Below are 26,751 nucleotides of genomic sequence, written 5' to 3' on the forward strand. Positions count from 1 at the left end.
ACGTTATAGGGCTTCTTTTTTTGATGTGTGCAGTAGTAGTGTGCATACGAACGAATGTTTGCATATAAAACGTGCATTTATTACTGAAATATTGTAAGGTATTAGTGACTTGAACAACGAATGAAGAGCAGAGGGTGTCTATTAATTTAGGCACTCTCTTTTTTTTATGCTCTCATTCAATGTATCTGATTCTCCTTGTGTTGTGACGGCGATTCTATGGCCATTTCAGGTGATGCAGTGGGTAGTTATCGCTAGAGATTCATGTAGTGAGCGAATTTATCAACGGTTTCTTCCTGTTTGTCTTGAGTCACGTGAGTATAGACATTCATGGTGACTTCATATGAAGAATGGCCGAGTCTTTGCTGCACTTCCTTAATACTTACACCAGCATTGAACAATAAGCTTGCATGAGTGTGTCTCAACTGATGGACGGTTATTCTCTTCAGGTTATTCTTCTTGACGATGCGATCCATTGCTTTAGTAAGAGCTGGTGGCTGCATGAAATCGTTGTTCAGATTAGTGAACAGCAGTTGTGAGTCGTTGAGTGTATTATGACCGAGCTTGATATACATTTCTCTTTGGTCTTTCCGCCATTGCTTCAATATAGATAAGACTGAAGGATCTAAAGGAATATCTCGATTGCCGGCTTGAGTCTTAGGTGAATCCTCGATATATAAGCGGCTATTTTTCCCACGTGTGAGTGTTTTACTGACAGTGAGGTGCTGATTCATAAAATCAATATCCTTCCACTGAAGAGCCAATGCTTCCCCTTTACGCATACCAGTGAACGCTAGGAGATAGAATAGTGGATACCAGATAGGATTCTGTTCCTTCTTGGCCGAATCCAGAAACTCCAGCAACTCTTCCTTCTCATAATAAGCGACTTCACGTTTAACATTGCGATTCTTTGGCACTTTTACACGTTCCATTGGATTGCTAGTGATCAACTGTTCATCAATTGCATAATCAAAAACACGTTTGGCATAGTTGGCCATCGTTTTAGCTTTAGAATGTTTCTTGCTCCAATTCTCGACAGCTCGATCGCAATCTCGTTTCGTTATTTTTGCGATGCGGAGATTTCCTAAATCCTTCAGTATATGAAGTTTAAATAATCGTTCAGTTTTAACCAGTGTACTCTCTTTGATCTCATCTTTCAGATAATCATATTGCAGCCATGCTTCATAGACATCTTGGAAGGTGTCGAAGGTAGGCTTGACGTATTCATTCTTCTCGAACTGAATCTTTAATTCCAATGCAGCTTGCTTAGCTTCGGTCTTAGTCTTGAATCCACTTTTCCGGACTCGTACCGGTTTGCCGGAGCTATCTATTCCGAGATACGTCTGAAATTTATAGTAGGTATTGCCGTCTTGCTTCTTGTAAGTCTTTATTTGTAACATTGATATTCTCTCCCTTAATCACACCACGTGGCTGAGGTATGTAACAAGGGTTAGTCTAAATTATTGAGTTGGCTTCGAAGTGAACTGATAACTTCGTTGATCTTTCCTTGAATATAGTAGTAATCTTTTTCACTCAAGCCATCTTTTAATATCATTTTCCCTAAATTATCCATAGATTCAGGGCGATAGAAATACTTGAAATTCATTGATTGAACAAACTCTAGACGATGAATAATATTCCTGTATATTGCATCAACTTTGAGATTGCCTTTTTTCATATCTTCGAAAATAACATTGAGGAAAATTTCTCTGATCTCATCTTCGTTATCATATGAGTAGTTGAGTTTTTTTACTGTATTATAACCTTCTTCAAATTGATGCTTAAAAAACCCTATTGGTATCATATTAATATTTTCGGCTCCGTTTTCTTCCACGAAGGCATCAGTAAAAAGATTTTTGGCTTCCATATACTTATCTTTACAGAATAACTCGAACCGTTGGTCTCCAGTAGAATAACCAGTAGCAATCATAATCTTATTAAATGGCTCTTCAATAGGCACATCTTGAGCTTTAGACAGTGTTTCAGATATTTTCTTAATAAACTCTACACTTGGCTTGTATCTCTCATTCTCTACATCGCTTAGATAAGTTCTAGACACATCACTCTTCTTGGCCAACTGGATTTGAGTTAGCTTTGATTTTTTTCTCTCTTCCTTAATCACATTTCCATAAGACAATAATTTCACTCCCTCCATCGTAGTATAGTATAATCTTACATCGTTACTGACGGAAATACAAGTATAATAAACGCATAAAAAAGAAATATCGAAAAAAAATAATTTAACGCTTGACTAAATGACGGAAATACAGTACACTTACTATGACGGTAATACAATACATTTTAAGGTGGTGATTTTATGAATATTGCAGATGCTTTAAAGAAAATTCGAAGCGATATGGGAATTACGCAGCAAGAGGCAGCAAAAAGAGTAGGAATATCAAGATCCTACTTTGCTGACTTGGAGAGCGGTAGGTATTATCCAAGTGGGAGAATACTGATCAAGATGAATGATGAGTTCGATATTTTTATTTTGCTTACTGATGACGGAAAAACAATTCATTATAAGGAGGTGAACTAAATGGCAGAGCTGAAATTAGCAGTTTCTGACGAATTGGAGAAGGAACTCGAAGAACTCTTCAAGAAATCAGCCAGAGAAGTCTTTGCTGAACTCGCTAGGCAAGAGCTGCACAATAAACCATATCTCAATCTAAACGAGACAGCCGAATATATTGGGTGCAGTTATGGAACAGTGAGGAAGTTTATTAATGAGTTTGGCTTGAAAGTTATTCGAGTTGGCACGTTTCAACTGATCAGCAAGGAAGAAATCAATCGTTTTTTAAAAAAATACGAGCAATAAAAAAAATCAATTCACACCACGTGGCAGTGGCAAAGTGCACGAATTAGTGCACAATTCAAGGGGAAATCAATCTTAATGGCTTAGCAGCAAGGGAAGAGACGAAACTCCTTAACTCCAATACCTATTATATGGAGCGATTGGAACAAGGAAATCACAGTGAGGAGAAGAAAATGAAAAATGATGAGAAAGCAAAAATCATATTGGAACATATGGAAAAATATCTCCAAGTCGATTACGCATTCGAAGAATTTTATATCAAAGGAATTATGAATGGCTTGAGAAAAATTGACGAAAAGGAGAAAGGAGAATTGCATGGCGATAAAGACACAAGAAGAAATTGAAGTCATTGAAGAAACATTACAGAAGTTAATGGTATCAGTATCATTTTTGAAAGCGACAGGGAAAAGCTTCACTTCAGACTGGACTGCATTCCCAGCAGATGAAACAGAACTCCAGTTAGATTACATGATTCAACTTATTCAGAATCTCAATCGAGAATTAAAGGAGGTGTAAGCGAATGATGATGAGCATTGTAGTAATAGCCATAATGTATTTTATTATTGGCATATTCGCAAGAGAGATTTTAAATACAGCCGTCAAAGAATGGAAAATAGAAACTGAACGCATAAAAAAAGCCAATGACTTTGCAGAGTCAAAGGCGAATAGATAACTTGGCGGCTAACCAATGTATATAGGCAATCTTTTCATGTCTATTATACCATTTTGCCGCTTCACAAACAACTAAAGGGAGCGAATTAAAAATGAAAAAAATAGAGATAATCAGAGAATTGGAAATGGATCAAGTGGAATATTTAGACAGTATATTGAGCCAGCTACAAGACAATGTAAACGACATTGATGAGTTATATGTGGAATATAGAAAAACGAAGAATGAGAATGATTTAAATTTTTTCCTTTATGAATTTGAACGTCTCCGTAACCGTCAAGAAAGTATGTTTAATCTATCTAAAACGTTACTTTCTGATATTCATGACAATGTTGAAACGGCAAAACGTGAACTCTTCAAACTGAAAGAAGTGAACGATGATTGATCTATATATCAAAGGGTTATGAAACAAAGAAGTTAACGCCAATAAAATCGGAGTTAGATGACTTTGAAACGATAGTCAACAGCAAGGTAACCACTTTTGAAGATGTTTCATCATTGGACGTAATCAAACGCACTCAGGCCTTCTATTTCATCGCTGGAGAGCTTTCAGAGCCGATAAGGAACAATGAGTCGCTATTGAAGAGAACGCTCCTTGTGGTCGATTATGACAGCTTGGAAGTGACGGAGGAAGAATTCGAATCTCAATTAAGAAATAAAATTGGAGTGCTTACCTACTATGCATATCCAAGCATCAGGCATGGTATTGCTGGTACAAGATACCGGCTTATCATAAAGACTGACCGGCCATTTGATAAAGAAGAGAATGTGCAGATGCTCCGGTTCATTACTGATGAGATTGGCTTACCTTATGACGAATCAAGCGAAACATGGAGTCAAGCAATGGGGCTGAAAGTCACGTTTGAGAGTGAAGAGGCTTATCAAGGTAAATGTATCTACAATGAGGGAAGAGGTGTCCTGAAGGTCGATACAGCCTTGAAACGAGCCGAAGAACGCTTCGAGAAGGTAAAGACGAAGAAGCCAGTTTTTACAGTGGAGTATCAACGGAAAAAGAAATTCACTGCATCATTTATGGAAGAACTGATGGACGGTGTCGACGAAGGGAACAGAGACAACTGGTTGACTAAACAATTCGGAAGAATGTTGAGTCTTGGGTTCAACTATGTTGCAGCGTATGAATGGCTGGAACTGATCAACAGGGAATTTGTTCGGCCGCCTTTAGCAGATAGAGAATTGAATCGTATCGTCATGAGTATTTCAGAAAAAGACAAGATGAAATTCAATAAAGATAGAGAGGGTGATTGACATAGGACAAGACAGGGAGAAAGTTGTGGAACTATTGAAGAACTTGGACGAGGAGAGAATCAATTCGGCTGACTATACCGCAGATCCGGAGGCCAGCGGACGAATGGCCAAAGCGAATAAAGCCAAGCTGACAGTCATTAATAACGTGAAGAATATCTATAATGCCAGCGATAACCGGATATATGTTGAAGTGGCAATGGCCGGCCATAACGAACTCATAGCAACAGACTCCGAAACATTCAAGTATTGGCTGATTTATCTATTTGAACACACGTTTCAAGGCCAGATGCTTGGAAAGTCTGATATAAATACCGTTATCGATTCAATCAACTCTCTAGGGTATTTCAGAGGGAAAAAGGTCGATGTATTCTTGAGAATTGCTGAAGTGGATAACACTGTTTATGTGGATTTATGCAATGAGCAGCGGCAAGTCTTAGAGATAGATGGCGAAGGATTCAGAGTCTTAGACGAATCTCCGGTACTGTTCAGACGTTCAGACGACATGGCGGAACTACCGATTCCAAAGCTAGATAAGAAACTTGACTACTTGAAACTTGGAGACTATCTGAACGTAAAAGATTTAGATGATTTGAATATGATTGTATCTTATCTATTGGCTTCATTCAGACCGAATATGCCAAAGCCAATTCTAAACCTCACCGGAGAAGCTGGAACAGGAAAGTCAATGAATACTCGACTGATTCGACAGCTTATTGATCCAGCCAAGCAGAAAGACTTATTGAAAAAAGAAATCGATGCGAAGGAACTTCCAGTCGCAGCGAACAGTCAATACTTATTGGCCTTCGATAACTTGAGTGGCATATCCAAAGAAGGATCAGACTTGTTGTGTGTAGTGAGTACAGGTGGAGCAATGACGAAGAAGAAGCTATACACAGATACTGATGAAATCATAGTGGATATGAAAAAGACGGTGATTCTCAACGGTATTGACGACATTTCCAAGCGACAAGACTTAGTGAGTCGTACAGTATTTATTGAAACACCGAAATTGCCGGTCGATAAGAAAAAAACAGAGTCGGATATATGGCAGAATTTCAAAGAAGATGCTCCTTATATCTTGGGTTCGTTAGTCAACGCAGTGAGTACAGGCCTAAAGAATAAAGGCAGCGACAAGACAGCCTATGCTCGAATGCAAGACTATGGCCGATTCATTGCTGACTGTTCAGAGGCTCTAGGGTGGGAGAAATCCTATTGGCAAGAGATATATCCAAAAAACCAAGATGCCGGCATCAAGCAATCTATTGACAGCGATCCGTTCGCAGCTGCACTGGTCGAGATGATGGAAGAGTTGAAGAGTGACAAGTTGTTTGAGTGGGAAGGCACAGCAAGCGAATTGTTGGAGAAGCTCTCCGATAACCTACCATCAGAGGAAACAACGTACAACAGGGCATGGCCGAAATATAATCAAGTGAAGAGTAGATTGCGACGAATTGCTCCATTATTGGATAATCGAGGAATTACGTGGGAAGAAGAAAGATTGAATTCGAAACGATTAATATTCATCAGAATTGAACGTGACAACGGTGACAGCACGTGACGGCACTATTTTAAGGAGTCGTCACTCGATTGAAGGCTATATGAAGCCATTTAGCACAGTTAGTGACGGTAGTGACGGTATAATCTCTATAAAAAAAGATTAATTAATTAAGTAATATATAAAGTTATAGGGGAAAAAACCGTCACAGTCGTCACGAATGGCAAAGAATAGCTTAGGTACAGTGTTGGTTGAGTGACAGCACTCGAACTTATACCGTCACTAATTGAGGTCATACCGTCACGAGTCGTCACGAAAAAAAGGAGGCAGTTATGACATATATTGAATGGTTGAAGAAACAAGATAGGGAATCTCCAGTGGCTGACTTAGCACTCGACATTGGAAGAGATCCTTCATTCCCTCAAACAGATAAATTTGAAGTGATGCTTCAGTATTTCAAAGATTCATTCGTTTCAGTAGAAATAGTGAGGTTGTTCCTATGGTCGTATAGTATGTACTTGGTGGAATTCAGAAAGAAGGTAGTGCAGCTTGAAGAGAAGCTTATTCGAGAGATTGAAGAAGATAGAGAATCATACGATTAAAGGCGACTCAATGTGGTTTGTGCACGTGCAGACAGGCGACAGATGGACACCTTATCGAGTGTTGACAAAATCACTCAAAGAGGTAGAGAGACTGGATACTATGACAGGTGATGAATTCATACAGTGGCAAAACGATTTGGGGAAAAGAGCATTACCGATGATAGATCAGGAGGTATTTAATGAAACTGACTAATCGAGTGAAGCGGTTGGAACAGATTAAAGGGAATAACGATACAAATATCTTTGTGGCTTGGATCGATGGTGACGATGTGACGGTTTCGGAGAACGGGGAAGAAAGCCAGATGACATTAGCCGAATGGGAAGCGAAGAAAGATACATTGCCAGAGGCTTATTATATTGAAGCGGTGTGGGTGTGATGAGAAATAAAGACATACACAAGCGACTCAAACAGCTGGAGAAAGGCAACGTGAATTCGGAAGAATTGCCAGTGACTATTGAAATAGGAGCTGAAGGCGAAACGGAAATATACGTTGAAGAGAATGGTCTGAAGCGTTATCTGTCTGACGAAGAGTATGCGGAACGAGGGAAACGATTCGTAAAAAGTGGGAAGCGGAAAGATATTGAAGTGATCGTAGGTGAGTGGGATGGCTAAAAGAGAATGGAATAAACGACTGAAGAATCTTGAGACTCTACATTTAAAAGGATTCGATTCTCCAGTATTCATTGATTTACTGGAAGGCGGACACAAAGACATATACACGTTTATTAAAGGAAAGAAAAAAGTGTTGTCTGAAGAGGATTTGAAAGAGTGCAATACGTTGACATTCATTGATGATATTTAGCTGATACGCATTGACTTAGAATAAAAAGCGTACACTGGAGGTGAAAAATTGGCAGATTTGAAAGGGAAACAGAATAAATTTTTAATTGCTATGCTGGAGAAACCGACAACGGATGAGGCCATTGAAGCAGCAAATATTCATAGAGGAACAGCCTATAAGTATTTACGTGATCCAGTGTTCAAAGAAGCGTTGAGGGAAGCTAGAAAAGAATTAGTGATGATGGTTACTCAAAAGCTTTCAGCAGCTGGAGAGAAAGCAGTTTTGACCTTGCTTGAAGTGATTGATGATGAAGAAGCACCAGCAACTAGTCGAGTGAGTGCATCACGTACTGTCTTAGAATACTTGTACCGCAGCTATGAGAATGATGAAATACTGGAACGCATTGAGCGGCTTGAAGAGCTTCAAGATATGTAAATATCGAGGGTTTGGAGTTGCCTTCAATCGTATCAATCAAGTGAAGAACCTTGTAACCATAGGCATTAATAAGTGATTTGTTCATAGCTTCATGCTAATTGTGCATTGATGTGTGCAGTTGGACTTGAAAAAAGGTGGTGTGGGCCATAGATGATGAAAAGCATGATTCCATCATTCGTTATTTTAAACTAGATCATAAGATTGAACTTGATGAAAGAAGAATGGTTGGACTTCATCACAGTTACCATAATCAGTCTTATCACACACGTACAGAAATGACGGAAGAAGGAACTCTTAGGGTGAAGGCGTTCAATATAGAAAGTGAAGTGTGTAACTATTTGGAGGATATTCATTTGATTGAAAAACGAATGAAGATGAAACGACAAAAGAAGAAATACTTTAATGACTACCTTCGAGGACTTACTCCATACGCTCGAGAATACCTCTACAGCCGATATATAGATGGTTCAGATGTGTCTGTTAACGAATCAATAGAACATGACACAATGGCCGAAATACTCGAAATAGAGGACGCAGTCGCTTATATGAATGGCAGAGAACCAGATAAGCTTATAAGGATAGAGGACGCAACAGAACTTGAATTTGATGAGTTATTAGATGTATTGGGGGTGTGATTGAATGAGTGACGAATACGACAACAGGCTGGAAGAGCTAAACGAGTTAATCAGAAGTAGAGGGGATTATGAAGATTTACCACTTAGAGAATCATATTACTTAAATAACTGGTATCGGTATAAAAAGAATCTGAAAGAACTCAACAAAACGGAGTTAGAAAAAATGAGGGAATTGTACAGAGGTTTGAAAGAATTACCGCTGGAAGATAGAAACTTTCTAGCTATTAAATACGATAGACCCAAGCGACCGAATGATGAGATACTCGCTGGTGAGTTAGGTATGGAAGTAAAAGAATATTCAAAACAAAGAAGAGAGATCCAGCGAAAATTGAAGTCAATTATGCAAGAACAAAAAAACAGACAAAGAGGAGAAATGACTAATGACAAATAAATATGAAATGTTAAAAAAATATGTAAATGAGAAAGCAAGACTATGGAAAGACGATGAATCGATTCAAGATATTCAAGACTTAATCAAGCAACTAGACAAAGCAGAACCAGACGAGGAGCAAGACGGGAAAATGTTAACAGTAGATGAGTGGAATGCTTTAGGGTATAAAGAAAGAATGGGATTGAAAGAAACTGATCGAGAACTGTTTGATAATTCAATGGCACATAAATTCAAGGAGGCTAAATAAATGACAGTACAAGGTGCAGAAAACTTCGTTAAAGAGGCAAGCAAACCGATACTCGATATCACACGCAACATTGAAGAACTAGAAGCAGAGTTGAAAAAACTCAAAGATTCGCTTGATATATCGGACAATCAATTCAACATGGAAGTTGTAAAGAAAAACAAGGCGGTACAGGCAGATATTCAGTTGACGGAAGATGTGCTGAATAAAGCCAAGAAACGCAAAGAGCAGATGATTATCGAGAATTCAGACGCTAACTTTGAAAAGGCTCGTAATGTCATGAATCAATTCAGAAAAGATATGGCAGAGAAACATAAACAGGAAAACGTGGAGATTATTAAAGCAATCGAGGCAACACGTGAAACCTTTGCAAAGCTGAAAGAAAAAGATATGGAATACCATAAGGAATTAAAAGAGTTTATTGATGAGATTGAACCATATTTAGATCCGAATGAACGTCCGAATTTTGGAGCAGTCGGTACACAGTACCAGATGTTATTCAATTCAATTATGAATCCTAATCAACAAACGAGGATGACAGTACTCAATACAGTGCGAGAAGATATGTTTGACATTGATGGACTTATCACAGAGCCAAAAGAATCACAAAAATCACGCATGGAGAAGGAACGTTTTAACCTAAAATAATAAAGAAGGAAGGCGAAACTATTGGCAACTTTTACAACTGAACACTTAGACATAGATATGCAACTGTATGCTGATCCGAGAAAAGAAGAAATGTTATCCATATTTGATGAGCTGAAAGGCTTAGGGGGTGCAAACAAGCTTAAAATGGACTACCAACTGCACATCACGAAAGAAAATAAGTTTGACGTAATGAAACGAGTGGAAAGACTTCATGAAATAGGTGTGATCGATTTACCAAAATTAATGGACATCAGAAACAAAGTAAAGCATTTTGAAAAGTATTATTTATATTTGAGGTAACAGGCACATGGAGGGCGGTAGTGGTAGGGTACTTCGTCTTTCCTTATTGGCGATGTTGGTATGTGTGGTTTGTAGTCATTTATGGAAGTTGTGCAATCGCATAGCTTCCGTTCTCTTTTTCATTGATAATAGGCAAGAATTAGGCAAGGTAGTCAAGTTTAAGAACGGTAAGATTACAGTAAGGTAAACCATAAATCTACTATAAGGTATCTAGCTTTAGATAAGGTTCAGATAAGGTAGTGAAGTTTTAGGCCATAAAGAGCCATGAGAAGCTTATTCTTTATCAGTCTGTGCTAGTGTAGGGTTTAGTTGTAAAACGCCAACAGAGGCAAATACAGGCGATTTGAGAGGTTTAGGATGCGTTAGGGCGTAAGTGTTAACCGTGTGAGTAGAGTCTTTCACCGTGGCATATAAGACATAATTATAAAGCCATGTATATCTGATAATCAGTTGCTCCAGCGTGTGTCACTGCAAATAAAAAGACCACTCCGAAGAGTGATCTCCATCCCCAGCCATATGGTGAATAGTTGTGCACTTTAAGTGTGCAATAGTAATGTGCATACGATATAAACAAGATATGACGCTATGTGTGAATGGAATCTAGTTCCTTCATTATATAGAGCGATATATGAGCATCAGAAAAGATGCTTGAAACGGTGTGAACCACTCCCGCCAGCTCCATATAATAGACATAGTTAAGAAGCCTGCACCAGTTGAGAAATCAATGGTGCAGGCTTTTTTGCTTTAGGAAATTTTATGAATAGTGTTGCACGGAGGATAGTTAGAAGTCAATATGGTCAGCAAAGCGTTCTTATAAGTGGATAAGCATTCGTAAAAAGATGTTACGAATTACGCTGTGATTTAAATTAAGCCACCTACGCCTTTGATGAGTGTATTTCTAGCAACGATTTAACAGTCACACTTTCTTTCAGAGAACCTGTTCTTAAGGCAACAAAGTTTGTTTATTAATATAAAAGTGCTAAAGTAAAGGAGACATTTACTGTGTAAAATGAATCTCTAGGAGGCCTATTTAAAATGACAGATGGAAAAATGAAAGTGAGTACAGCTTCATTAAAAGTGATGGAAGGGTGGGGAATTGATACTATTTACGGCATCCCTTCAGGAACGTTAGCTCCTTTAATGGAAGCTCTAGGTGAACAAGAAGGAACAAACATTAATTTTATTCAAGTCAAACATGAAGAAGTTGGCGCAATGGCAGCTGTCATGCAACGGAAATTTGGAGGGAAATTGGGTGTATGTGTTGGGTCAGGAGGTCCAGGTGCTTCTCACTTAATTAATGGTTTGTATGATGCAGCGATGGATAATACGCCTGTTTTAGCTATTTTAGGGTCTCGCCCTCAAAAAGAATTGAACATGGACGCGTTCCAAGAATTAAATCAAAATCCAATGTACGATCATATTGCAGTGTATAATCGTCGTGTGGCTTACGCTGAACAATTACCAAAAATGATAGACGACGCCATTCGTACGGCTATCTCAAAACGTGGAGTAGCTGTACTAGAAGTACCAGGAGATTTCGGTTTCCAAGAGATCGCCAACGATGCATTCTATTCTTCAGGTCACAGCTACCGTGATTTCGTATCTTCAGCAATCAATGAAGAAGATATTGATGCAGCTGTGGACGTATTAAACCAATCGAAACGCCCTGTTATTTATGCAGGTATCGGAACGATGGGACACGGTCTAGCTGTTCAAGAATTATCTCGTAAAATCAAAGCACCAATCATCACAACGGGTAAAAACTTTGAAACGTTCGAATATGACTTTGAAGGGTTAACGGGTTCGACTTACCGTGTGGGTTGGAAACCAGCTAACGAAGCGGTTAAAGAAGCAGATACCGTTCTTTTCGTTGGTTCAAACTTCCCTTTTGCTGAAGTAGAAGGGACATTCTCGAATATTGACAATTTTATCCAAATCGATAACAACCCTGCAATGCTTGGTAAACGTCATAATGCAGATGTTGCTATTCTTGGAGATGCGGGCGAAGCGGTTCATTCCTTACTTGGAAAAGTAACACTTGTTGAAGAATCAGCATGGTGGAATGCTAACTTGAAAAATATTCAAAATTGGCGTGACTACATGACCAAGTTAGAAACGAAAGAAGATGGTCCGTTACAATTGTACCAAGTATATAATGCGATCAACAAACACGCGGATGACGATGCGATTTATTCCATTGATGTGGGTAATTCAACTCAAACGTCTATCCGTCATTTACACATGACTCCTAAGAATATGTGGCGAACGTCTCCACTGTTTGCTTCTATGGGTATTGCACTTCCAGGTGGTATTGCTGCTAAGAATGTCTATCCTGATCGACAAGTTTGGAATTTAATGGGTGACGGTGCGTTTTCTATGAACTATCCAGATGTTGTCACTAACGTCGTTTTCAACCTGCCAGTTATCAATGTGGTATTCACAAACACTGAATATGGCTTCATCAAGAATAAGTATGAAGATACAAACACAAATACGTTTGGGACTAACTTTACTGATGTAGACTACGCAAAAATTGGTGACGCACAAGGAGCAGTAGGGTTCACAATCAAACGTATTGAAGAGGTCGACCAAGTAGTTGCTGAGGCTGTTAAAGCTAACAAAGAAGGTAAAACAGTCGTGTTGGATTGTAAAATTACAAAAGACCGTCCCATTCCGGTGGAAACATTGAAATTAGACCCTGCATTGTACAGCGAAGAAGACATTAAAGCGTACAAAGAAAAATATGAAGCGGAAGAATTGGTACCTTTTAGTGCCTTCTTAACAGCTGAAGGTGTTGAATCTAAAGTCGCTCAATCATCTTTATAATTAAATAGAAGCAAAAGAAACCACTATCTGTCAGACTCATTTACAGTTAGTGGTTTCTTTCACGGCTATTCATTTCAATCCATTTAGAAATGTCTTCATTTGTCAGACGATTTTCCCCTTTTTGAACAGCGACATATACGGCATAGTCAGCGATTTCTTTATTTGAAAGGGTCAACTGAACCCCGTTCTTTCTTAAAAATACATACAGAGCCATTACTGCTGTACGCTTATTCCCATTAAAGAAACAGTATTTGTTGATACACATCTCAAATAATATGGCTGCTTTATCATAAATTGTTGGATACAACTCTGTTCCAAAACCATTCTGGCGTGGTTGAGCAACAACAGCTTTTAATGCAGAAGAATCTTTTACCCCAAAATCTTCAGTGGGGCTAAATTGTCTAATCATTGAATAGTTAATAGCCAATAGTTCTTTTTCTGTAAGATAATATGTCATCTATCCACCAAGTCTTCTAAAGCATCTTTATATTCTGTCATTCCTTCTTGCAGAATACTCAAAAATTCCTTATCTACACCCATTTCTTCGGAAATAGTTTTTTGTTTTTTAATCACAACGTCTCCGTTTGAATTAACCTTATAAAGTACAGAATCCCCTTCCTGAATATTCAAATGTTTTGCAATATCGGCTGGAATAGTAGCCTGGATACTGTTTCCTGTCTTTTTAGTTTTTCGTACATATTCCTTGCTGACTGTCATAGAATCGCCTCCGTTCTTTTTCTTCTGTCTTATTATAACAATTACTACATAGATACTCAATAACTAATAGCTATTGATTGAATAATATCTATTAGTTGCAAATGATTTTTCAGAAGAAATTATTTGGGTTGTAAGAATAAAGTTACTCATCGTATAAGAAATCATACAAACCGGGTCAAATGAAATCAATCGATTCTGATTTATTTACAAACTTCACAGTCTCTCTCACTATCAAAGAATACAAATAAAAACGGTAGGCAGTTAAATGATCAACTGCTTACCGTTTTTTTATATCATCATAAAGTTAGTAACAATCTCATTCGCTTTTTCCACCAACGCTTTGACGTTGTTGTTTGCATAGTGGGTATTAGATACCCATGGACCAATGAAAAAACAATTATCCAGCTGGCCGAATCGCTGATTGATGACTTGGCATTCTGGCCAAGTAACTAAGATGCCTTTTTTATCTTTATCCAGAAGAAAGCCTTTATCTAAAAGGTTCTTAAGAAGAGGATTATAATCTTCTATGTGATCGGGATTAAATTCAAAACCGGAAGCATTGATAACGACATCTGCTTCATAGGTTTGACCACTTTGACTTTTTAAAACAAAAGAGTTCTCTTTGTCAATGTCAATCAAATCGGGTACGACAAAGAGGTGGTCTTGTTTCCATAACTGATACATATTTGCTACAGCATCAGGAGCTAACTGGACTTGATAGTGGCCAAAGAGGGGTGCATAATCCAAATGGTACCGTAATTGGTCTTTCTTGGACAAAGACATATACAGGTCTCCCAAATATCCGGACAAGAGAGCAATATAGCCCTGAAGCTTGGAAAGTTCAGGATGTTCTTCCTTAACATAAGCATGGTAAGTCTCTTCTAAATTCCCAGGGCCATAGTGTGTATGAATAGCCTCTATATTAATATTATTTGTTTTCAAGTCATAAGTAATGGCATCAATTATACCGTCTAAAGGAAGAACGCCCTTGTTTTTGTGAATCTCTTCTTCAATCCAAGATTTGTCTAAAGAATAATGAAGGGCAGACCCTTGATAAGGGGGCACCCGAAGAGAATTAAAGTAAGGCAGAACCGTAAAGATACCAATCGGCTGCTCTAGGTTAGCTTCATGGCTCAGGTAATTGACTAAATCAAAAGCCGTCAAGTTGGAACCGATAATGGCTACCTTTGCATCTCGTTCAATGTCTTTTAATTTCTCAACAACCGGATACGGATGATGAATATAGTTGTCATGCCCCTTTAATTCATAAAAATCTTTATAAGGCGGATTGCCTAGTGCAAAAAAGAGGTAGTCATATGTGCCGTACTGTTCTCCGTCTGTATCTTCTAATTGGTAAGAGGGAGAAGACGAATTATTTAGAACCGTCGCATCGACTATTTCTTTTTTGTAATGCATGATATTTTCTTTTTCTAATAGAGGGCTTAACCGTTCACTGGCGTATTCCCCAAATAATTGACGAGGGACTAGATCTGCTTTCGCATCATATTTCGGATAGTGAGTGCTTAACCACTGTGAGAAGTCATATTTATTTTTAGGATTTAAGGACATGGCAGTTGGGAAGGCATTGAGGAGAAGATGATCGGAATCTTTTCCGTAAGCTAAACCAACGGCAGGTTCATTGTTCGGATCAAAAATATCCACCTGCGTATCTGCATTTAATTTTCCTGAAGTGCTTAGAGATAGTAAAAGAGCCGCTCCACTGACCCCGAAGCCGACAATAGCTATTTTCATTTTCTTATCACCGTTTTCTTTGTACTCCTAAATAGTCTATCATAAACGCTCTAAAAATTGAAAAAGAGCGAGCCTTTTAATTGTTGGGGACTAAAGTGCTATAGTAAGATGTATAGGACGATCTGAGAAATGAACTATTTAACTCACTAATTAAAGAGGGAGGAATAAAGATGAACATTCAACAGATTCGAAATGCCTTACTCGTTATTCATTATGCTGGAAAAAAGGTTGTTATTGATCCCATGCTTGGCGAAAAAGGGTCGTTCCCAACTTTTCAGAATACGCCCAGGCAAGACCTCCGTAACCCCATTGTTGATTTACCTGTTCCAGTGAATGACATACTTGAGGATGTGGATGCGATTATCGTGACCCATCTACACGAGGACCACTGGGATAAAGGGGCGGTTAACTACATCCCTAAAGCAACGACATTATTTTCGCAAAACGAAGAAGATGCAAAAGTACTGGAAGGTCAAGGATTTACAAACGTTGAAGTATTGGAAGACGTCACGTTATTTCATGACATCACGTTAAGAAAAACAGATGGTCGTCATGGGTATGATGATGACATCGTTGAAGCGATGGGCTCTGTGATGGGAGTCGTCTTCAGCCACCCAGATGAACCGACACTCTACATCGCTGGGGATACCGTTTACTATGACGGCGTTGAGCGAGTCATTGAACAAGCTGAACCAGATATCATCGTCGTTAATTCAGGGGCCAATATTATTGGCGACAGTTATTTGTTAATGCTGAAAGAAGATGTGTACAAAGTCCATCAAAAAGCACCACAAGCAACAATCATCGCTTCACATATGGAAGCCGTCAACCATTGGACATTATCCCGTAAAGACCTAAAAGCCTATGCCCAAGAGCTTGGCTTTGATCATAAGCTTCTTGTTCCTGATGATGGGGAAGCCTATACGTTGGATTGATTCAGAGCGGCTCACACTTTCTAATCGCTCCATTTATACACACAGGTAAAAAGCCTGCACCTGTTGAACAATCAACGTGTGCAGGCTTTTTTATGTTACAGAAGGGTTGATGACTGACTCACTTTAGCGTCAACCTAGCCCGAGACATTGAAAGAACGTCCAGTGTGGGGACCCTGTTACCGATTAATCCGCTCTCTATTCTGCACGGCAAAATTGCCCAGAAGGCTGTACAAGCTGGTTAAGTTGGTGCGTTTAGGGAATTCGAATGTCTGTTGGATCAATCGTTCGTTATTAGACTTGTGATACGCGTTTTCGATAAAGGTAATCGTGATTTCGCTGTCGTCAATGCCAGCACCGGCTGTTTCCATTTCCACATTAACGATGGAATCAAGGAAAATGGTTCTGAACGAGACTTTTCGTCCTGTGGCTCCTTGCTTGTCCACGAAGATGATTCGTATATTGGTGAAGAGAAGTGTATCACGAATAAGCTGATAGCCTAGAGTGATTGTTTCTCCGTCAAATAAGTACTCGCCGTATTCACTATTTAGTTCTTCAGGCGTTTTTTCAGAATAATTGCCTAGAGCGCCTTGTACCAAGTTGTTTAAGTTAAATCCTGCCATATTTATCCCTGCTTTCAACGTATAGTGGTTAACGCTTACATTATAACATAGTAAAAACCCTAAAAGTATACTGTTTGTTGACTAAAAAAAAAACACTCATCAGTAGTCGCCAGAGTCGACTTGATGAGTGTTCTGTGTATTAACGTGACTTCGAAGATGAAACAGCCTTATCTCGGTAGGTTTGATACATCAGCGCCAATAGCATGGGCTCCTTGGTTGATGCCAACATCAAATCAACGACTTGCTTCATGGTCTGATAATGCTCTTCAGAATAATTTTTAGCATCGGTTTCTTTATATAAAGTCAACTCATCCAGCAAGTGGTGATATTCTTTAACGAAGCCTTTAAATTCAGGTGCATTGTCTAACAACAATGATTTGACTGCTTTATTTTTTTCATGAAGACTAAGTGCGTATTCTTCAGGAGACATACCCATTGATTGGGCAAATTTCTCGAAATCATGATACGTCTGTTCATTGCATTGACCCATTTTATTCATCTCCCTTTTCTTTGTAACCCATGATATTCAGCTCATGGAAAACGTCTTAATCTAACAGTACTGTTTTGTTTACTAATTGTATATAAATGGTGACAGGCTGTCATAAATAAGACTTCTTTCGTTCAAAACTTGGTCACGATTATAGAGAAAGAGCTCAAAAAGCAAGGCGATATATCTTTGTCGAATTTTAGACACAATTTACTGTAACCGCTTAAATAAATGATTTTGAAAGGAGACTAACGATTGTTAGGGTTAAGTGCTCTAACGTTCGTCTTTTATTTCTAGAGATAGATTGACAAAAATAAGGTATGTGTTTACAATTTAGAAAACAATGAGAAAGATGAGAGTTCTCTAATGTTAGCAAAGGAAAGGGAGTTGTAATGGTGATGACTGAATGGGAAAAAGAACTAGACGAATTGTTTCCAGAAACGCAGCAATGGAGAAGGTATTTACACCAGAACCCTGAACCTTCCTTCGAAGAATACAACACTCGATTATTTATCGCTGAAAAATTAAGAGAGTTTGGGTATGAAGAGATTGAGGAGAATGTTGGTGGGGGCGGAGTGGTTGCTTACTTGAATGGTGAGTCTGATGGGCCAACTCTAGCTTTTCGGGCAGACTTTGATGCGTTAAGAATCCAAGAAGAAACGGGCTTACCTTTTGCCTCGCAAAACCCAGGTGTCATGCATGCGTGCGGACACGACGGGCACACGGCTATCTTATTGAGTGTGGCGAAAGTGCTCATGAATCATCAGCAGGCTTTATCTGGAAAAGTGAAGTTTATCTTCCAGCATGCAGAAGAAGTGTTGCCTGGTGGCGGAAAAGCAATGGTCGATGCAGGCGTCCTTGACGATGTGGATGCGGTATATGGTCTGCATTTAAGGTCACCCTTTGAATACGGCACGGTGTCTTATTGTTCGGGTTATGCCATGGCGGCTCCAGACTTTTTCAGTATTCAGATTCAAGGAAAAAGCGGTCACGCTGCACATCCCAATACGACAGTGGATGCCGTGGTTGTTGCTTCTTATGTCGTTAATCAACTGCAAAGTATCATTAGTCGAAAAAAAGATCCGCAAGAGTCAGGGGTATTAACCTTCTCTACTTTTAAAGCGGGAGATGGGGCACATAATATTATTGCGGACAAGGCCTTACTAAAAGGCACGGTCAGAACCTTCAATCCAGAAGTCAGAGATATGATTGAAGAGAAAATCAAATCAATGGCTGAACAGATTTGTGCGGCCCACGGTGCAACGTGCGAGGTGTCGTATACAAGAGGTTATCCCGCTTTATACAATCATCCAAAAGAAACACAGCTTATTAAGGAATTATTCGAACAAAACAGAACAGACGTAAATGTGGAAGCGACACCCTTACGAATGGGTGGCGAAGATTTTGCTTACTTTTTACAGAAGAAACCAGGGTCATACTTCTTTATTCATTCTGGCAACGAAGAAAAAGGCATTGTTTATCCACATCATCATCCAAAGTTCGATTTCGATGAACGAGCTTTATTAACAGGAGCCAAGTGTTTTGTGGATATCGTGGACCATTATTTAGGAAATCGAGTGTCAGTAGCGAATGTTAGCTTAGAAGCAACGGGAGAATAAGAAGGAGATGACGATTAAATGGCTGTAGCAGAATGGAAAAAAGAATTGACCGACAACTTTTCAGAAACAGTAGCGTGGAGAAGGCATTTACATCAGTATCCTGAACCTTCTTTTGAAGAAATCGAAACGTCTTTGTTTATTAAAGAGAAGCTAGAAGCATTCGGGGTAGACGAGATTCGAACGAATGTAGGGAATGGCTATGGCATCGTTGGAAAAATTATAGGGAAACACCCTGGGCCAACGGTTGCACTCCGAGCAGATTTTGATGCCTTAAGAGTCACGGAAGAAGTGGATAGTCCATTTAAATCAAAACACGCGGGTATCATGCATGCCTGTGGACACGATGGGCATACGGCCGCTTTACTGAGTGTAGCGAAAGTGATGGCTAAACATAAAGATGACTTGCACGGCACGATCGTGTTCCTTCATCAACATGCCGAAGAAGTGATTCCAGGTGGAGCGAAATCGATGGTTGAAGACGGGGCGATAAATGACGTGGATGTGGTTTTCGGTATTCACTTGGATGCGTCTCAACCCGTTAATCACGTGTTTTACACTTATGATTTTGGCTCAGCTAACTCGGATTCCTTTACTATGCGGATTCAAGGGAAAGGCGGGCACGGTGCTGACCCTCATAATACTCATGATGCGTTGACCATAGGGAGTCAGATCGTTACGGCACTTCAGCACATTGTCAGTCGATTAACCGATCCTGTTAAACCAGCTGTTTTATCCTTTGCGGGTTTTCAAGCAGGGGGAGAAGCGAACAATATTATAGCGGATTCAGCTGAAATCAAAGGAACGGTTAGAACCCTTCATGGCGATGTTCAGCAGTTAATCGAAACGAAGTTACAAACGATGAGTCAATCCATCGCCCAAGCCTTTGACGCATCAGTTGAAGTCGACTATATGAAAGGTTACCCGTCCATTCAAAATAGTTCAAAAGAAGTGGACCGAGTAAAAGAAACCTTACTAAACACGTTCTCCAAAGACGAGGTCAGTCATTTAGACGGATCGATGGGTGGAGAAGATTTTGCTTATTTTCTGCAAAAGAAACCAGGTGCCTTTTTAAGAGTAGGAGCGAAGGCGAAAGACGTGGCAGTTGCTTACCCTCATCACCATCCAAAATTCGACATAGATGAACAGTCCTTACTGCGTTCGGGAGAAGTCTTCTTAGCGATTATAGAAACGTATTTAACCAAGTAAAGCCTTCTTATACTAGAGAAGAAAGAAGGGGAGAAAATGAAAAAATACATTGCCAAGCGTTTGCTGACGGCTATTCCGGTGTTACTCATGATTTCGATTGCAGCATTCATTATGATCAATTTGGCACCAGGCGACCCGACTAATCTCTATGTCATGCCTGATGCGACGCCGGAACAAATGGAAGCAACGAGACGAGCGTTAGGGTTGGACCAGTCTTACCCTGTTCAATACATGAGATGGTTAACGCGGGCTTTAAGAGGAGATTTAGGCATATCCTATTCCACTCGCTACCCCGTTTTACCTATACTCGTTTCACGTATCGGCCCAACGGTTGCCTTGATGGGGACGACTTTATTGGTTTCGTATATCATTGCCATTCCATTAGGGATTATAAGCGCAAGGAAGCAAGGCACGTGGGTGGATACTTTACTAACAGGGGGGGCTTTTATAGGAGTCTCCATTCCTAATTTCTTTTTAGGCTTGGGACTGATTTACATTTTCGCTGTTCAATTGAAGTGGTTTCCGACAGGTGGCATGTTAGAACTGGGAGGAAATGCCAGTATACTGAGTGTCTTGCACCATTTAGTCCTGCCGGTAGCTGTTTTGTCGACCTTTTACATCGCCAATATGACCCGTTACGTTCGGTCAACCATGATTGACGTGTACGGGGAAAATTACATTCGAACGGCAACGGCAAAAGGGTTAACGAAACAAGTCATTTTAACTAGGCACGGCATTAGAAATGCATTAATTCCTATTATTACGATTATTGGAACAGATTTACCGAGGTTGGTTGGAGGAGCAATTGTAACGGAACAGATTTTTCAGTGGCCAGGACTAGGAAGGCTAACTATATTAGCGATTAACCAAAGGGAATACCCGATGCTCATGGCGATTACTTTGTTATCAGCCGTAGTTGTGTTACTCGTTAATTTGCTGGTCGATATGATGTATGCAGTCGTTGATCCTCGTATTAAATACGATTAAGAAAGGAGAGAGGCACATGGTCCAGCACGTTGGAGATAAACAAGCTGAAGCACTGTTTCACTTAGTGGATGCAGTGGAAAGAGCAACTGTTTTGGGAAATACAACTGAGCAACTGGCTAATGATGGGGACAGTTATGTTAAGACAGTGGCTAAACGGTTTATGAAAAACAAGTTAGCCGTCATCAGCCTGGTTGTTTTTGTTCTACTCTTGTTGACAGCTGTGTTTGCAGACAGTCTGTCACCTCATCCACGAGATGCGTCAGTCGGCATGTTCCAGGCAGCTCCTTATGACAATTTTTTATTGGGGACAGATGACATTGGACGTGATGTATTGACTCGACTCATTCACGGGACACAAGTGTCTATGATCGTTGGTTTTGGGTCCGTTTTAATCTATGTCATCATTGGAACGACTTTAGGATTGGTTTCTGGTTATTTTGGAGGAATCGTCGACAGTTTAATTATGCGACTAACCGAAGCGTCGATGTCCTTCCCGTTTTTCATGGTTATTTTAACATTGGTTTCCTTACTCGGTTCAGGTATTTGGGTGGTTACCGCTGTATTAGGCATACTAAGTTGGCCACCTTTATGCCGATTGGTAAGAGGGCAGGTGTTGACTATCAAGGAACAGGACTTTGTCTTAGCCGCAGTCGCTACCGGTTACTCAACACCAGCCATATTAGTTAAACATATATTACCGAATGTCTTGTCACCCATATTAGTCAATGCCACATTTGGCATAGCAACGGCTATTTTAACAGAAGCGTCCTTGAGTTTTTTAGGTGTCGGTGTAAAAAAGCCGCGTCCAAGTTGGGGGAATATCTTATCTGAAGCTCAGTCACTCAGAGTGTTAACATCAGAACCTTGGCGGTGGGTACCAGCAGGCATCTTGATTTTCATCGCAGTCTTGGCTATTAATTTTATCGGGGAAGGCCTTAGAGAAGCGATTGAAGGGGAAAGAAAATCTTAGGTTAGCAATTAAGCTAGATTAATTTGTTCTATAAAGGGGAGAATGAACATGTCCACATTGAAAAAAATGCTTCGCTACTCTGTAGTTTTATTTGCTTCATCCGTCTTACTAGCCGCTTGTGGTGGGGAAGATGTGCCCGACTTAGAAGATGCCGCAGTTGAGGGGTCAGAAACAGAATCCGACGATTTGCCAGATGCTGATGCGGATGATGGGGATACATTAATGGTCGGTCTGACCAATGCTCCAGATAGTTTTAATCCATTTTACCGGCCCGGAGTAGCTGGTACGTGGGTACAACGCTTCTTCTACGATAGTTTACTAGTCATGCCGACAGCTGATTCTTTTGAACCGGCACTAGGTAGTTTAGAAACGGAAGATAACCAAGTCTTTACCGTTAACGTTCATCCGGATGCTTTTTGGACAGACGGTGAACCGGTCACAGCTGATGACGTGGCGTTTACGTTAAATACGATTGCCCATCCTGATGCAGAAACCACTCTTGGACCAAATGTGGCCATGATCGAAGGGACAAATGATTCAGGAATCAGAGAAGAAGGGTTAGATGAGTTACCTGGTGTAGAAGTAGTGGATGAAAAGACGTTGACGATTACGACAAAAAGCCCAGTTGACTTGGCTTATATTTCAGAATTCCTTGGCTTTGGTGTCTTAATTGCTCCAAAACATGTCTTTGAAGGCATCGAGGTTGCTGATATTTCCAATTCCGATGCAGCCACTAAACCGTCTGTCTTTAGTGGAGCATATCAGTTCGTAGAATATGACAACGATAACTATGTCCACATGGTTTCTAATCCAGATTATTACCGGGGAGCACCAGAGATTGAAAACGTCTATGTCAGAGTCATGAATGGGACGGCTTTGATTACAGAGTTTCAAGCCGGGAACTTGCATATGACTGCTGGCGGAGGAATCGGAATGGTGCCTGTGCAGGATATTGGCTTACTGGAAGACATTGAAGGTCTAGTCGTTGAAGAATTCCCGAGTTTCAATGGGCAGTATATGATTATCAATAATGACACATACGATAATGCCAAAGTTCGACAAGCCTTTGCTCATGCCTTTAACAGACAACTGATTGTAGACAATTTACTAAATGGACGAGGAGAAGTACTCGCTTCTACGTACACCTCTGCCACACCTTATAAAGATCCAGATTTAGAGCCTCTGGAATACAATCCAGATTTGGCAAAACAGTTGCTTGAAGAAGCTGGTTTTGACTTTGATACACCAATTGAATTTGTTGTCCCAACAGGAAATGCCGTGCGAGAGCAGGCGGGGAACTTAATCGAACAATGGTTAGTCGAAATCGGCTTAACCGTGAATCAGTCTAACTACGATTTCCCAACTTGGCTAGCTATGGCACAGGACTTGGATTATGACCTTGGGTTAATGGGTTACGGTCACACCGTGGATCCAAATATTGCAACCTATGTCCAAACAGGCGGATCATCCAATAATATGGCTATTTCCGACCCAGTCATTGATGATTTGCTGGCACAAGGGATGGCCGGAACGAGTTATGATAACCGATTCCCTATTTATCAAGACTTACAACAACACATGCAAGACGAGATGCCTATTGTTCCTCTATACTCCGACTCACAATTTGGGGTGAAAGTAGACAACTTGAATGGTGGTATTAAAGAGTACTGGGCAGGTTCATTGCATGACTTGCATGAATGGTCTTTTGAATAGGAAAAAGAACAGAATGAGACTCAACTCGATAAACGCTTTGGGTTGAGTCTCTTTTCACCTTAAAGAAAGGAGAATGGTGAAAATGACTAATCCAATTGTATTAGATGTTAACAATCTAGCCGTTTCGTTTCAAACCTTTGAAGGTGATGTGAAAGCCGTCAGGGGAGTCTCTTTTCAATTAAAAAAAGGGGAAACCTTAGCCATCGTTGGCGAATCCGGAAGTGGCAAGTCTGTCTCGACCAAAGCGATTAATCGGCTACTGCCTGTTAAAAACACGCTTATAGAAAGTGGCGAAATTTTATTTGAAGGAAAAGACCTGCTTCAGTTATCTGAAAAGGATATGCAAAAGGTGAGAGGGAACGACATTGCCATGATTTTTCAAGACCCTATGACGTCTTTAAACCCTACGATGAAAGTCGGCAAGCAAATTGCTGAGCCGTTAATCGCCCACATTGGTTTATCCAAGGAAAAAGCTAAAGCGAGAGCCATTGAGTTAATGGATTTGGTAGGCATTCGGAACCCAAACGAAGCATATAAACGCTACCCGCATCAATTTTCTGGTGGGATGCGGCAAAGGGTAATGATAGCCATTGCCTTAGCCTGTGAACCAAAAATCCTCATAGCCGATGAACCGACAACTGCTCTTGATGTCACGATTCAAGCGCAAATACTGGATTTGATGAATAAGCTGAAAAAAGAATTGGATACATCCATTATTTTCATCACCCATGATTTGGGCGTCGTGGCTCAAATGGCTGACCGAGTGGCGGTTATGTATGCGGGTCAAATCGTTGAAGTCGGCACGGCTGACGAGATATTTTATAACCCGATGCATCCTTATACATGGGGCTTGCTGGCTTCAATGCCTACTTTGGAAGTGGGGAAAAAGCAGCTGTATACTATTCCAGGCTCGCCGCCAAATCTACTTCATCCGGTAAAAGGAGATGCCTTTGCTCCTAGAAATGATTACGCCTTGGGCATTGATTTCGTTGAAGAGCCTGATTTGTTTCAAGTGACGGAGACGCATTATGCCAAGACTTGGTTGCTTCATCCAGATGCGCCGTCGGTCATTCCACCAGAAGAAGTGAGAAGACGCAAGGAAAAATACCAGACTGTTCGAATGGGAAAGGCATGTGGTGAGAGGATAGGAGGTGGAGCCATTGGTAGCGGAGGCTAAAACAAGTACCCCAATCGTTGAAATAAATGGACTCAAGCAGTATTTTAATGAAGGAAAGAAGAATGAAGTAAGAGCAGTAAAAGATGTTAGCTTTTCTATTAATAGAGGAGAAACCTTTGGCTTAGTCGGCGAATCCGGTAGTGGCAAGTCGACAACTGGTCGGGCCATTATTAAGTTAAGTGACATCACTGGGGGAGAGGTCTTATATAAAGGGAAAAATATTGGAGACATTAAAGGACGCAAAGACCTGTTGTCTTTTAGAAAATCCGTTCAGATGATTTTTCAAGATCCTTATGCTTCACTCAATCCAAGACTAACGGTTAAAGACATTATTGGAGGAGCCTTAAAGGTCCATGGCATGACAAGTAATAGCGCCGAACGGACTAAAAAAGTTTACGACTTATTGGAATCCGTTGGCTTAAGTAAGCAATTCGCTAATCGCTACCCCAAAGAGTTTTCCGGTGGGCAATGTCAACGTGTCGGTATAGCGAGAGCATTAGCTGTAGAACCCGATTTTATTGTTGCCGATGAAGCCATTTCTGCCTTGGATGTGTCCATTCAAGCCCAAGTAGTGAATTTACTGAAAGAGTTAAAAGAAGAAAACAACTTAACCTACTTGTTTATCGCTCATGATTTATCTATGGTGAAATACATCAGCGACCGTATAGGCGTTATGAATAATGGCCGGCTGCTGGAAGTTTCTCCATCCGATGAACTCTATCAAGCGCCACTACACCCGTATACGGAATCCTTACTTTCAGCTATTCCAACGCCAGATCCAGAAACAGAAAGAAGCCGAGTGCGGACAGAATACGATTCACATTACCACCACTATGATGATCTCGATCAGGTGACATTACATGAAATAGCGTCAGATCATTATATTTACTGTCACAAAGATGAAGTAACGTTATATAAAAAGAAACGAGAAAGATTGTTAAGGGAAAAAAGAGTGTATGCATAAAGTAATTAGAGGCAGTATCTGGAATGTGTTCTTTCCCAGATACTGTCTCTTTTGTGTATAATAGGTAAAGAGAATGTGAAAAAGGCATTTATTATGTTAACTAAATGAAACCTAGAATACTTTATATTCTTAAATGAAGGAGTTGAAGACACTAAGGGAATACTAATCTGTTACTAAAATGTGAACACTTAAATCGGACGGATAAGAACAGTCTAATTTTTGGTTAATATAAATCGCTCGTTTGAAAGCGCCGTCCATTAAGGAACATAAGTCTGATAGCGAATAATCAGATTCGTTTAAAGAAGAATCATTCGCTTTATAGAGAAATCTACTAAAGAGGATCATAAAAGCGCTTACTTTAAACGGTTATTTAATTGATGTAAAGGGAATGTAAAGAGAATGTAAAGATTAAACTTCTCCCTGAATAATTCATACTTTTAATTAAAACCATGTGAAACTGCCTCACGGCAGCTTACAATTACTTTTTCATCTTCACCC

The 26,751-nt window shown here is 40.0% G+C and carries 35 protein-coding genes; 28 read left to right on the plus strand and 7 right to left on the minus strand.

Features of this window, described 5'->3' with window-relative positions; translation table 11 throughout:
* Positions 1-251: 251 nt before the first annotated feature.
* Positions 252-1,397, minus strand: a complete 1,146-nt coding sequence (locus tag C3945_RS05055) for a site-specific integrase (protein ID WP_161878604.1) — start codon at positions 1,395-1,397, stop codon at positions 252-254.
* Between the two features lie 50 nt (positions 1,398-1,447).
* On the minus strand, positions 1,448-2,134 hold the full coding sequence (locus C3945_RS05060; protein WP_202623298.1) for a helix-turn-helix domain-containing protein: 687 nt from the start codon (positions 2,132-2,134) through the stop codon (positions 1,448-1,450).
* A gap of 180 nt (positions 2,135-2,314) precedes the next feature.
* Between C3945_RS05060 and C3945_RS05065 the strand changes: the two genes are divergently transcribed.
* The 20 genes from C3945_RS05065 (at position 2,315) to spxB (ending at position 13,106) form a co-directional block, all read left to right on the plus strand.
* Positions 2,315-2,536 (plus strand): helix-turn-helix transcriptional regulator, encoded by a 222-nt coding sequence (locus tag C3945_RS05065; protein ID WP_161878606.1) that lies wholly within the window; start codon positions 2,315-2,317, stop codon positions 2,534-2,536.
* Entirely contained in the window at positions 2,537-2,815 is a 279-nt protein-coding gene (locus C3945_RS05070) for an excisionase family DNA-binding protein (RefSeq protein WP_161878607.1), read from the plus strand.
* A gap of 170 nt (positions 2,816-2,985) precedes the next feature.
* Positions 2,986-3,156: a hypothetical protein gene (locus C3945_RS05075; protein WP_161878608.1), complete on the plus strand. Its 171-nt coding sequence runs from the start codon at positions 2,986-2,988 to the stop codon at positions 3,154-3,156.
* Positions 3,128-3,328, plus strand: coding sequence for a hypothetical protein (locus C3945_RS05080; RefSeq protein ID WP_161878609.1), 201 nt, complete (start codon positions 3,128-3,130; stop codon positions 3,326-3,328). The genes C3945_RS05075 and C3945_RS05080 overlap by 29 nt, the downstream gene beginning before the upstream one ends.
* A gap of 4 nt (positions 3,329-3,332) precedes the next feature.
* On the plus strand, positions 3,333-3,485 hold the full coding sequence (locus C3945_RS05085) for a hypothetical protein (RefSeq protein WP_161878610.1): 153 nt from the start codon (positions 3,333-3,335) through the stop codon (positions 3,483-3,485).
* A 91-nt stretch (positions 3,486-3,576) separates the two neighbouring features.
* The gene (locus C3945_RS05090; protein ID WP_161878611.1) at positions 3,577-3,867 is read left to right on the plus strand and encodes a hypothetical protein; all 291 of its coding nucleotides are present in this window, start codon (positions 3,577-3,579) and stop codon (positions 3,865-3,867) included.
* Complete coding sequence (locus C3945_RS05095; RefSeq protein ID WP_161878612.1) at positions 3,864-4,748, plus strand: primase alpha helix C-terminal domain-containing protein; 885 nt, start codon at positions 3,864-3,866, stop codon at positions 4,746-4,748. The genes C3945_RS05090 and C3945_RS05095 overlap by 4 nt, the downstream gene beginning before the upstream one ends.
* Positions 4,749-4,773: 25 nt before the next feature.
* Complete coding sequence (locus C3945_RS05100) at positions 4,774-6,306, plus strand: hypothetical protein (protein WP_161878613.1); 1,533 nt, start codon at positions 4,774-4,776, stop codon at positions 6,304-6,306.
* 269 nt (positions 6,307-6,575) lie between these two features.
* On the plus strand, positions 6,576-6,845 hold the full coding sequence (locus C3945_RS05105; protein ID WP_161878614.1) for a YozE family protein: 270 nt from the start codon (positions 6,576-6,578) through the stop codon (positions 6,843-6,845).
* A 10-nt stretch (positions 6,846-6,855) separates the two neighbouring features.
* Positions 6,856-7,038, plus strand: a complete 183-nt coding sequence (locus C3945_RS05110; protein ID WP_161878615.1) for a hypothetical protein — start codon at positions 6,856-6,858, stop codon at positions 7,036-7,038.
* Positions 7,025-7,222, plus strand: coding sequence for a hypothetical protein (locus tag C3945_RS05115; RefSeq protein ID WP_161878616.1), 198 nt, complete (start codon positions 7,025-7,027; stop codon positions 7,220-7,222). Before C3945_RS05110 ends, C3945_RS05115 begins: the two co-directional genes overlap by 14 nt.
* Entirely contained in the window at positions 7,219-7,458 is a 240-nt protein-coding gene (locus C3945_RS05120; RefSeq protein ID WP_161878617.1) for a hypothetical protein, read from the plus strand. Before C3945_RS05115 ends, C3945_RS05120 begins: the two co-directional genes overlap by 4 nt.
* Positions 7,451-7,648 carry a hypothetical protein gene (locus tag C3945_RS05125; RefSeq protein ID WP_161878618.1) on the plus strand — a complete coding sequence of 66 codons (198 nt, stop codon included), beginning with the start codon at positions 7,451-7,453 and terminating at the stop codon, positions 7,646-7,648. Before C3945_RS05120 ends, C3945_RS05125 begins: the two co-directional genes overlap by 8 nt.
* Before the next feature lie 48 nt (positions 7,649-7,696).
* A complete protein-coding gene (locus C3945_RS05130) occupies positions 7,697-8,062 on the plus strand; it encodes a phage replication protein (protein ID WP_161878619.1) in 366 nt (121 codons plus the stop codon).
* Between the two features lie 134 nt (positions 8,063-8,196).
* Complete coding sequence (locus C3945_RS05135) at positions 8,197-8,697, plus strand: hypothetical protein (RefSeq protein WP_161878620.1); 501 nt, start codon at positions 8,197-8,199, stop codon at positions 8,695-8,697.
* Between the two features lie 4 nt (positions 8,698-8,701).
* Positions 8,702-9,088, plus strand: coding sequence for a hypothetical protein (locus C3945_RS05140; protein ID WP_161878621.1), 387 nt, complete (start codon positions 8,702-8,704; stop codon positions 9,086-9,088).
* Complete coding sequence (locus C3945_RS05145; protein WP_161878622.1) at positions 9,078-9,335, plus strand: hypothetical protein; 258 nt, start codon at positions 9,078-9,080, stop codon at positions 9,333-9,335. The genes C3945_RS05140 and C3945_RS05145 overlap by 11 nt, the downstream gene beginning before the upstream one ends.
* On the plus strand, positions 9,336-9,980 hold the full coding sequence (locus tag C3945_RS05150; RefSeq protein ID WP_161878623.1) for a hypothetical protein: 645 nt from the start codon (positions 9,336-9,338) through the stop codon (positions 9,978-9,980). It begins immediately after the preceding gene.
* A gap of 21 nt (positions 9,981-10,001) precedes the next feature.
* Positions 10,002-10,280, plus strand: coding sequence for a hypothetical protein (locus C3945_RS05155; protein ID WP_161878624.1), 279 nt, complete (start codon positions 10,002-10,004; stop codon positions 10,278-10,280).
* Positions 10,281-11,315: 1,035 nt separating this feature from the next.
* Positions 11,316-13,106, plus strand: coding sequence for a pyruvate oxidase (gene spxB / locus C3945_RS05160; RefSeq protein WP_161878625.1), 1,791 nt, complete (start codon positions 11,316-11,318; stop codon positions 13,104-13,106).
* 46 nt (positions 13,107-13,152) lie between these two features.
* Here spxB and C3945_RS05165 read toward each other — a convergent pair whose 3' ends face one another.
* The 3 genes from C3945_RS05165 to C3945_RS05175 form a co-directional block, all read right to left on the minus strand.
* Positions 13,153-13,563: a type II toxin-antitoxin system death-on-curing family toxin gene (locus tag C3945_RS05165; RefSeq protein WP_161878626.1), complete on the minus strand. Its 411-nt coding sequence runs from the start codon at positions 13,561-13,563 to the stop codon at positions 13,153-13,155.
* A complete protein-coding gene (locus C3945_RS05170) occupies positions 13,560-13,823 on the minus strand; it encodes a type II toxin-antitoxin system PrlF family antitoxin (protein ID WP_161878627.1) in 264 nt (87 codons plus the stop codon). The genes C3945_RS05165 and C3945_RS05170 overlap by 4 nt, the downstream gene beginning before the upstream one ends.
* Positions 13,824-14,111: 288 nt before the next feature.
* Positions 14,112-15,575, minus strand: coding sequence for an FAD/NAD(P)-binding protein (locus tag C3945_RS05175; protein ID WP_161878628.1), 1,464 nt, complete (start codon positions 15,573-15,575; stop codon positions 14,112-14,114).
* A gap of 170 nt (positions 15,576-15,745) precedes the next feature.
* Between C3945_RS05175 and C3945_RS05180 the strand changes: the two genes are divergently transcribed.
* Complete coding sequence (locus C3945_RS05180) at positions 15,746-16,510, plus strand: MBL fold metallo-hydrolase (RefSeq protein WP_161878629.1); 765 nt, start codon at positions 15,746-15,748, stop codon at positions 16,508-16,510.
* Positions 16,511-16,686: 176 nt separating this feature from the next.
* On the opposite strand, the gene C3945_RS05185 is transcribed toward C3945_RS05180, so the two are convergent.
* On the minus strand, positions 16,687-17,130 hold the full coding sequence (locus C3945_RS05185; protein ID WP_161878630.1) for a PH domain-containing protein: 444 nt from the start codon (positions 17,128-17,130) through the stop codon (positions 16,687-16,689).
* A 139-nt stretch (positions 17,131-17,269) separates the two neighbouring features.
* On the minus strand, positions 17,270-17,620 hold the full coding sequence (locus C3945_RS05190) for a hypothetical protein (protein WP_161878631.1): 351 nt from the start codon (positions 17,618-17,620) through the stop codon (positions 17,270-17,272).
* 395 nt (positions 17,621-18,015) lie between these two features.
* Between C3945_RS05190 and C3945_RS05195 the strand changes: the two genes are divergently transcribed.
* The 7 genes from C3945_RS05195 to C3945_RS05225 all read left to right on the plus strand — a co-directional run bounded on the left by C3945_RS05195 (position 18,016) and on the right by C3945_RS05225 (position 26,253).
* Positions 18,016-19,236, plus strand: a complete 1,221-nt coding sequence (locus tag C3945_RS05195; RefSeq protein ID WP_237585488.1) for a M20 family metallopeptidase — start codon at positions 18,016-18,018, stop codon at positions 19,234-19,236.
* Between the two features lie 18 nt (positions 19,237-19,254).
* A complete protein-coding gene (locus C3945_RS05200; RefSeq protein ID WP_161878633.1) occupies positions 19,255-20,442 on the plus strand; it encodes a M20 metallopeptidase family protein in 1,188 nt (395 codons plus the stop codon).
* Positions 20,443-20,478: 36 nt separating this feature from the next.
* Positions 20,479-21,429, plus strand: a complete 951-nt coding sequence (locus C3945_RS05205) for an ABC transporter permease (protein ID WP_161878634.1) — start codon at positions 20,479-20,481, stop codon at positions 21,427-21,429.
* 16 nt (positions 21,430-21,445) lie between these two features.
* Complete coding sequence (opp4C, locus tag C3945_RS05210) at positions 21,446-22,399, plus strand: oligopeptide ABC transporter permease (protein ID WP_161878635.1); 954 nt, start codon at positions 21,446-21,448, stop codon at positions 22,397-22,399.
* Positions 22,400-22,447: 48 nt separating this feature from the next.
* Positions 22,448-24,112, plus strand: coding sequence for an ABC transporter substrate-binding protein (locus tag C3945_RS05215; protein ID WP_161878636.1), 1,665 nt, complete (start codon positions 22,448-22,450; stop codon positions 24,110-24,112).
* Positions 24,113-24,194: 82 nt separating this feature from the next.
* On the plus strand, positions 24,195-25,289 hold the full coding sequence (locus C3945_RS05220; protein WP_161878637.1) for an ABC transporter ATP-binding protein: 1,095 nt from the start codon (positions 24,195-24,197) through the stop codon (positions 25,287-25,289).
* Positions 25,273-26,253, plus strand: coding sequence for an ABC transporter ATP-binding protein (locus C3945_RS05225; protein WP_237585485.1), 981 nt, complete (start codon positions 25,273-25,275; stop codon positions 26,251-26,253). Before C3945_RS05220 ends, C3945_RS05225 begins: the two co-directional genes overlap by 17 nt.
* Positions 26,254-26,751 lie beyond the last annotated feature (498 nt).

Origin of the sequence: Alkalibacterium sp. MB6 (assembly GCF_009935905.1) — a bacterium.
In the GTDB taxonomy this organism is placed as follows: Bacteria; Bacillota; Bacilli; order Lactobacillales; family Carnobacteriaceae_A; genus Alkalibacterium.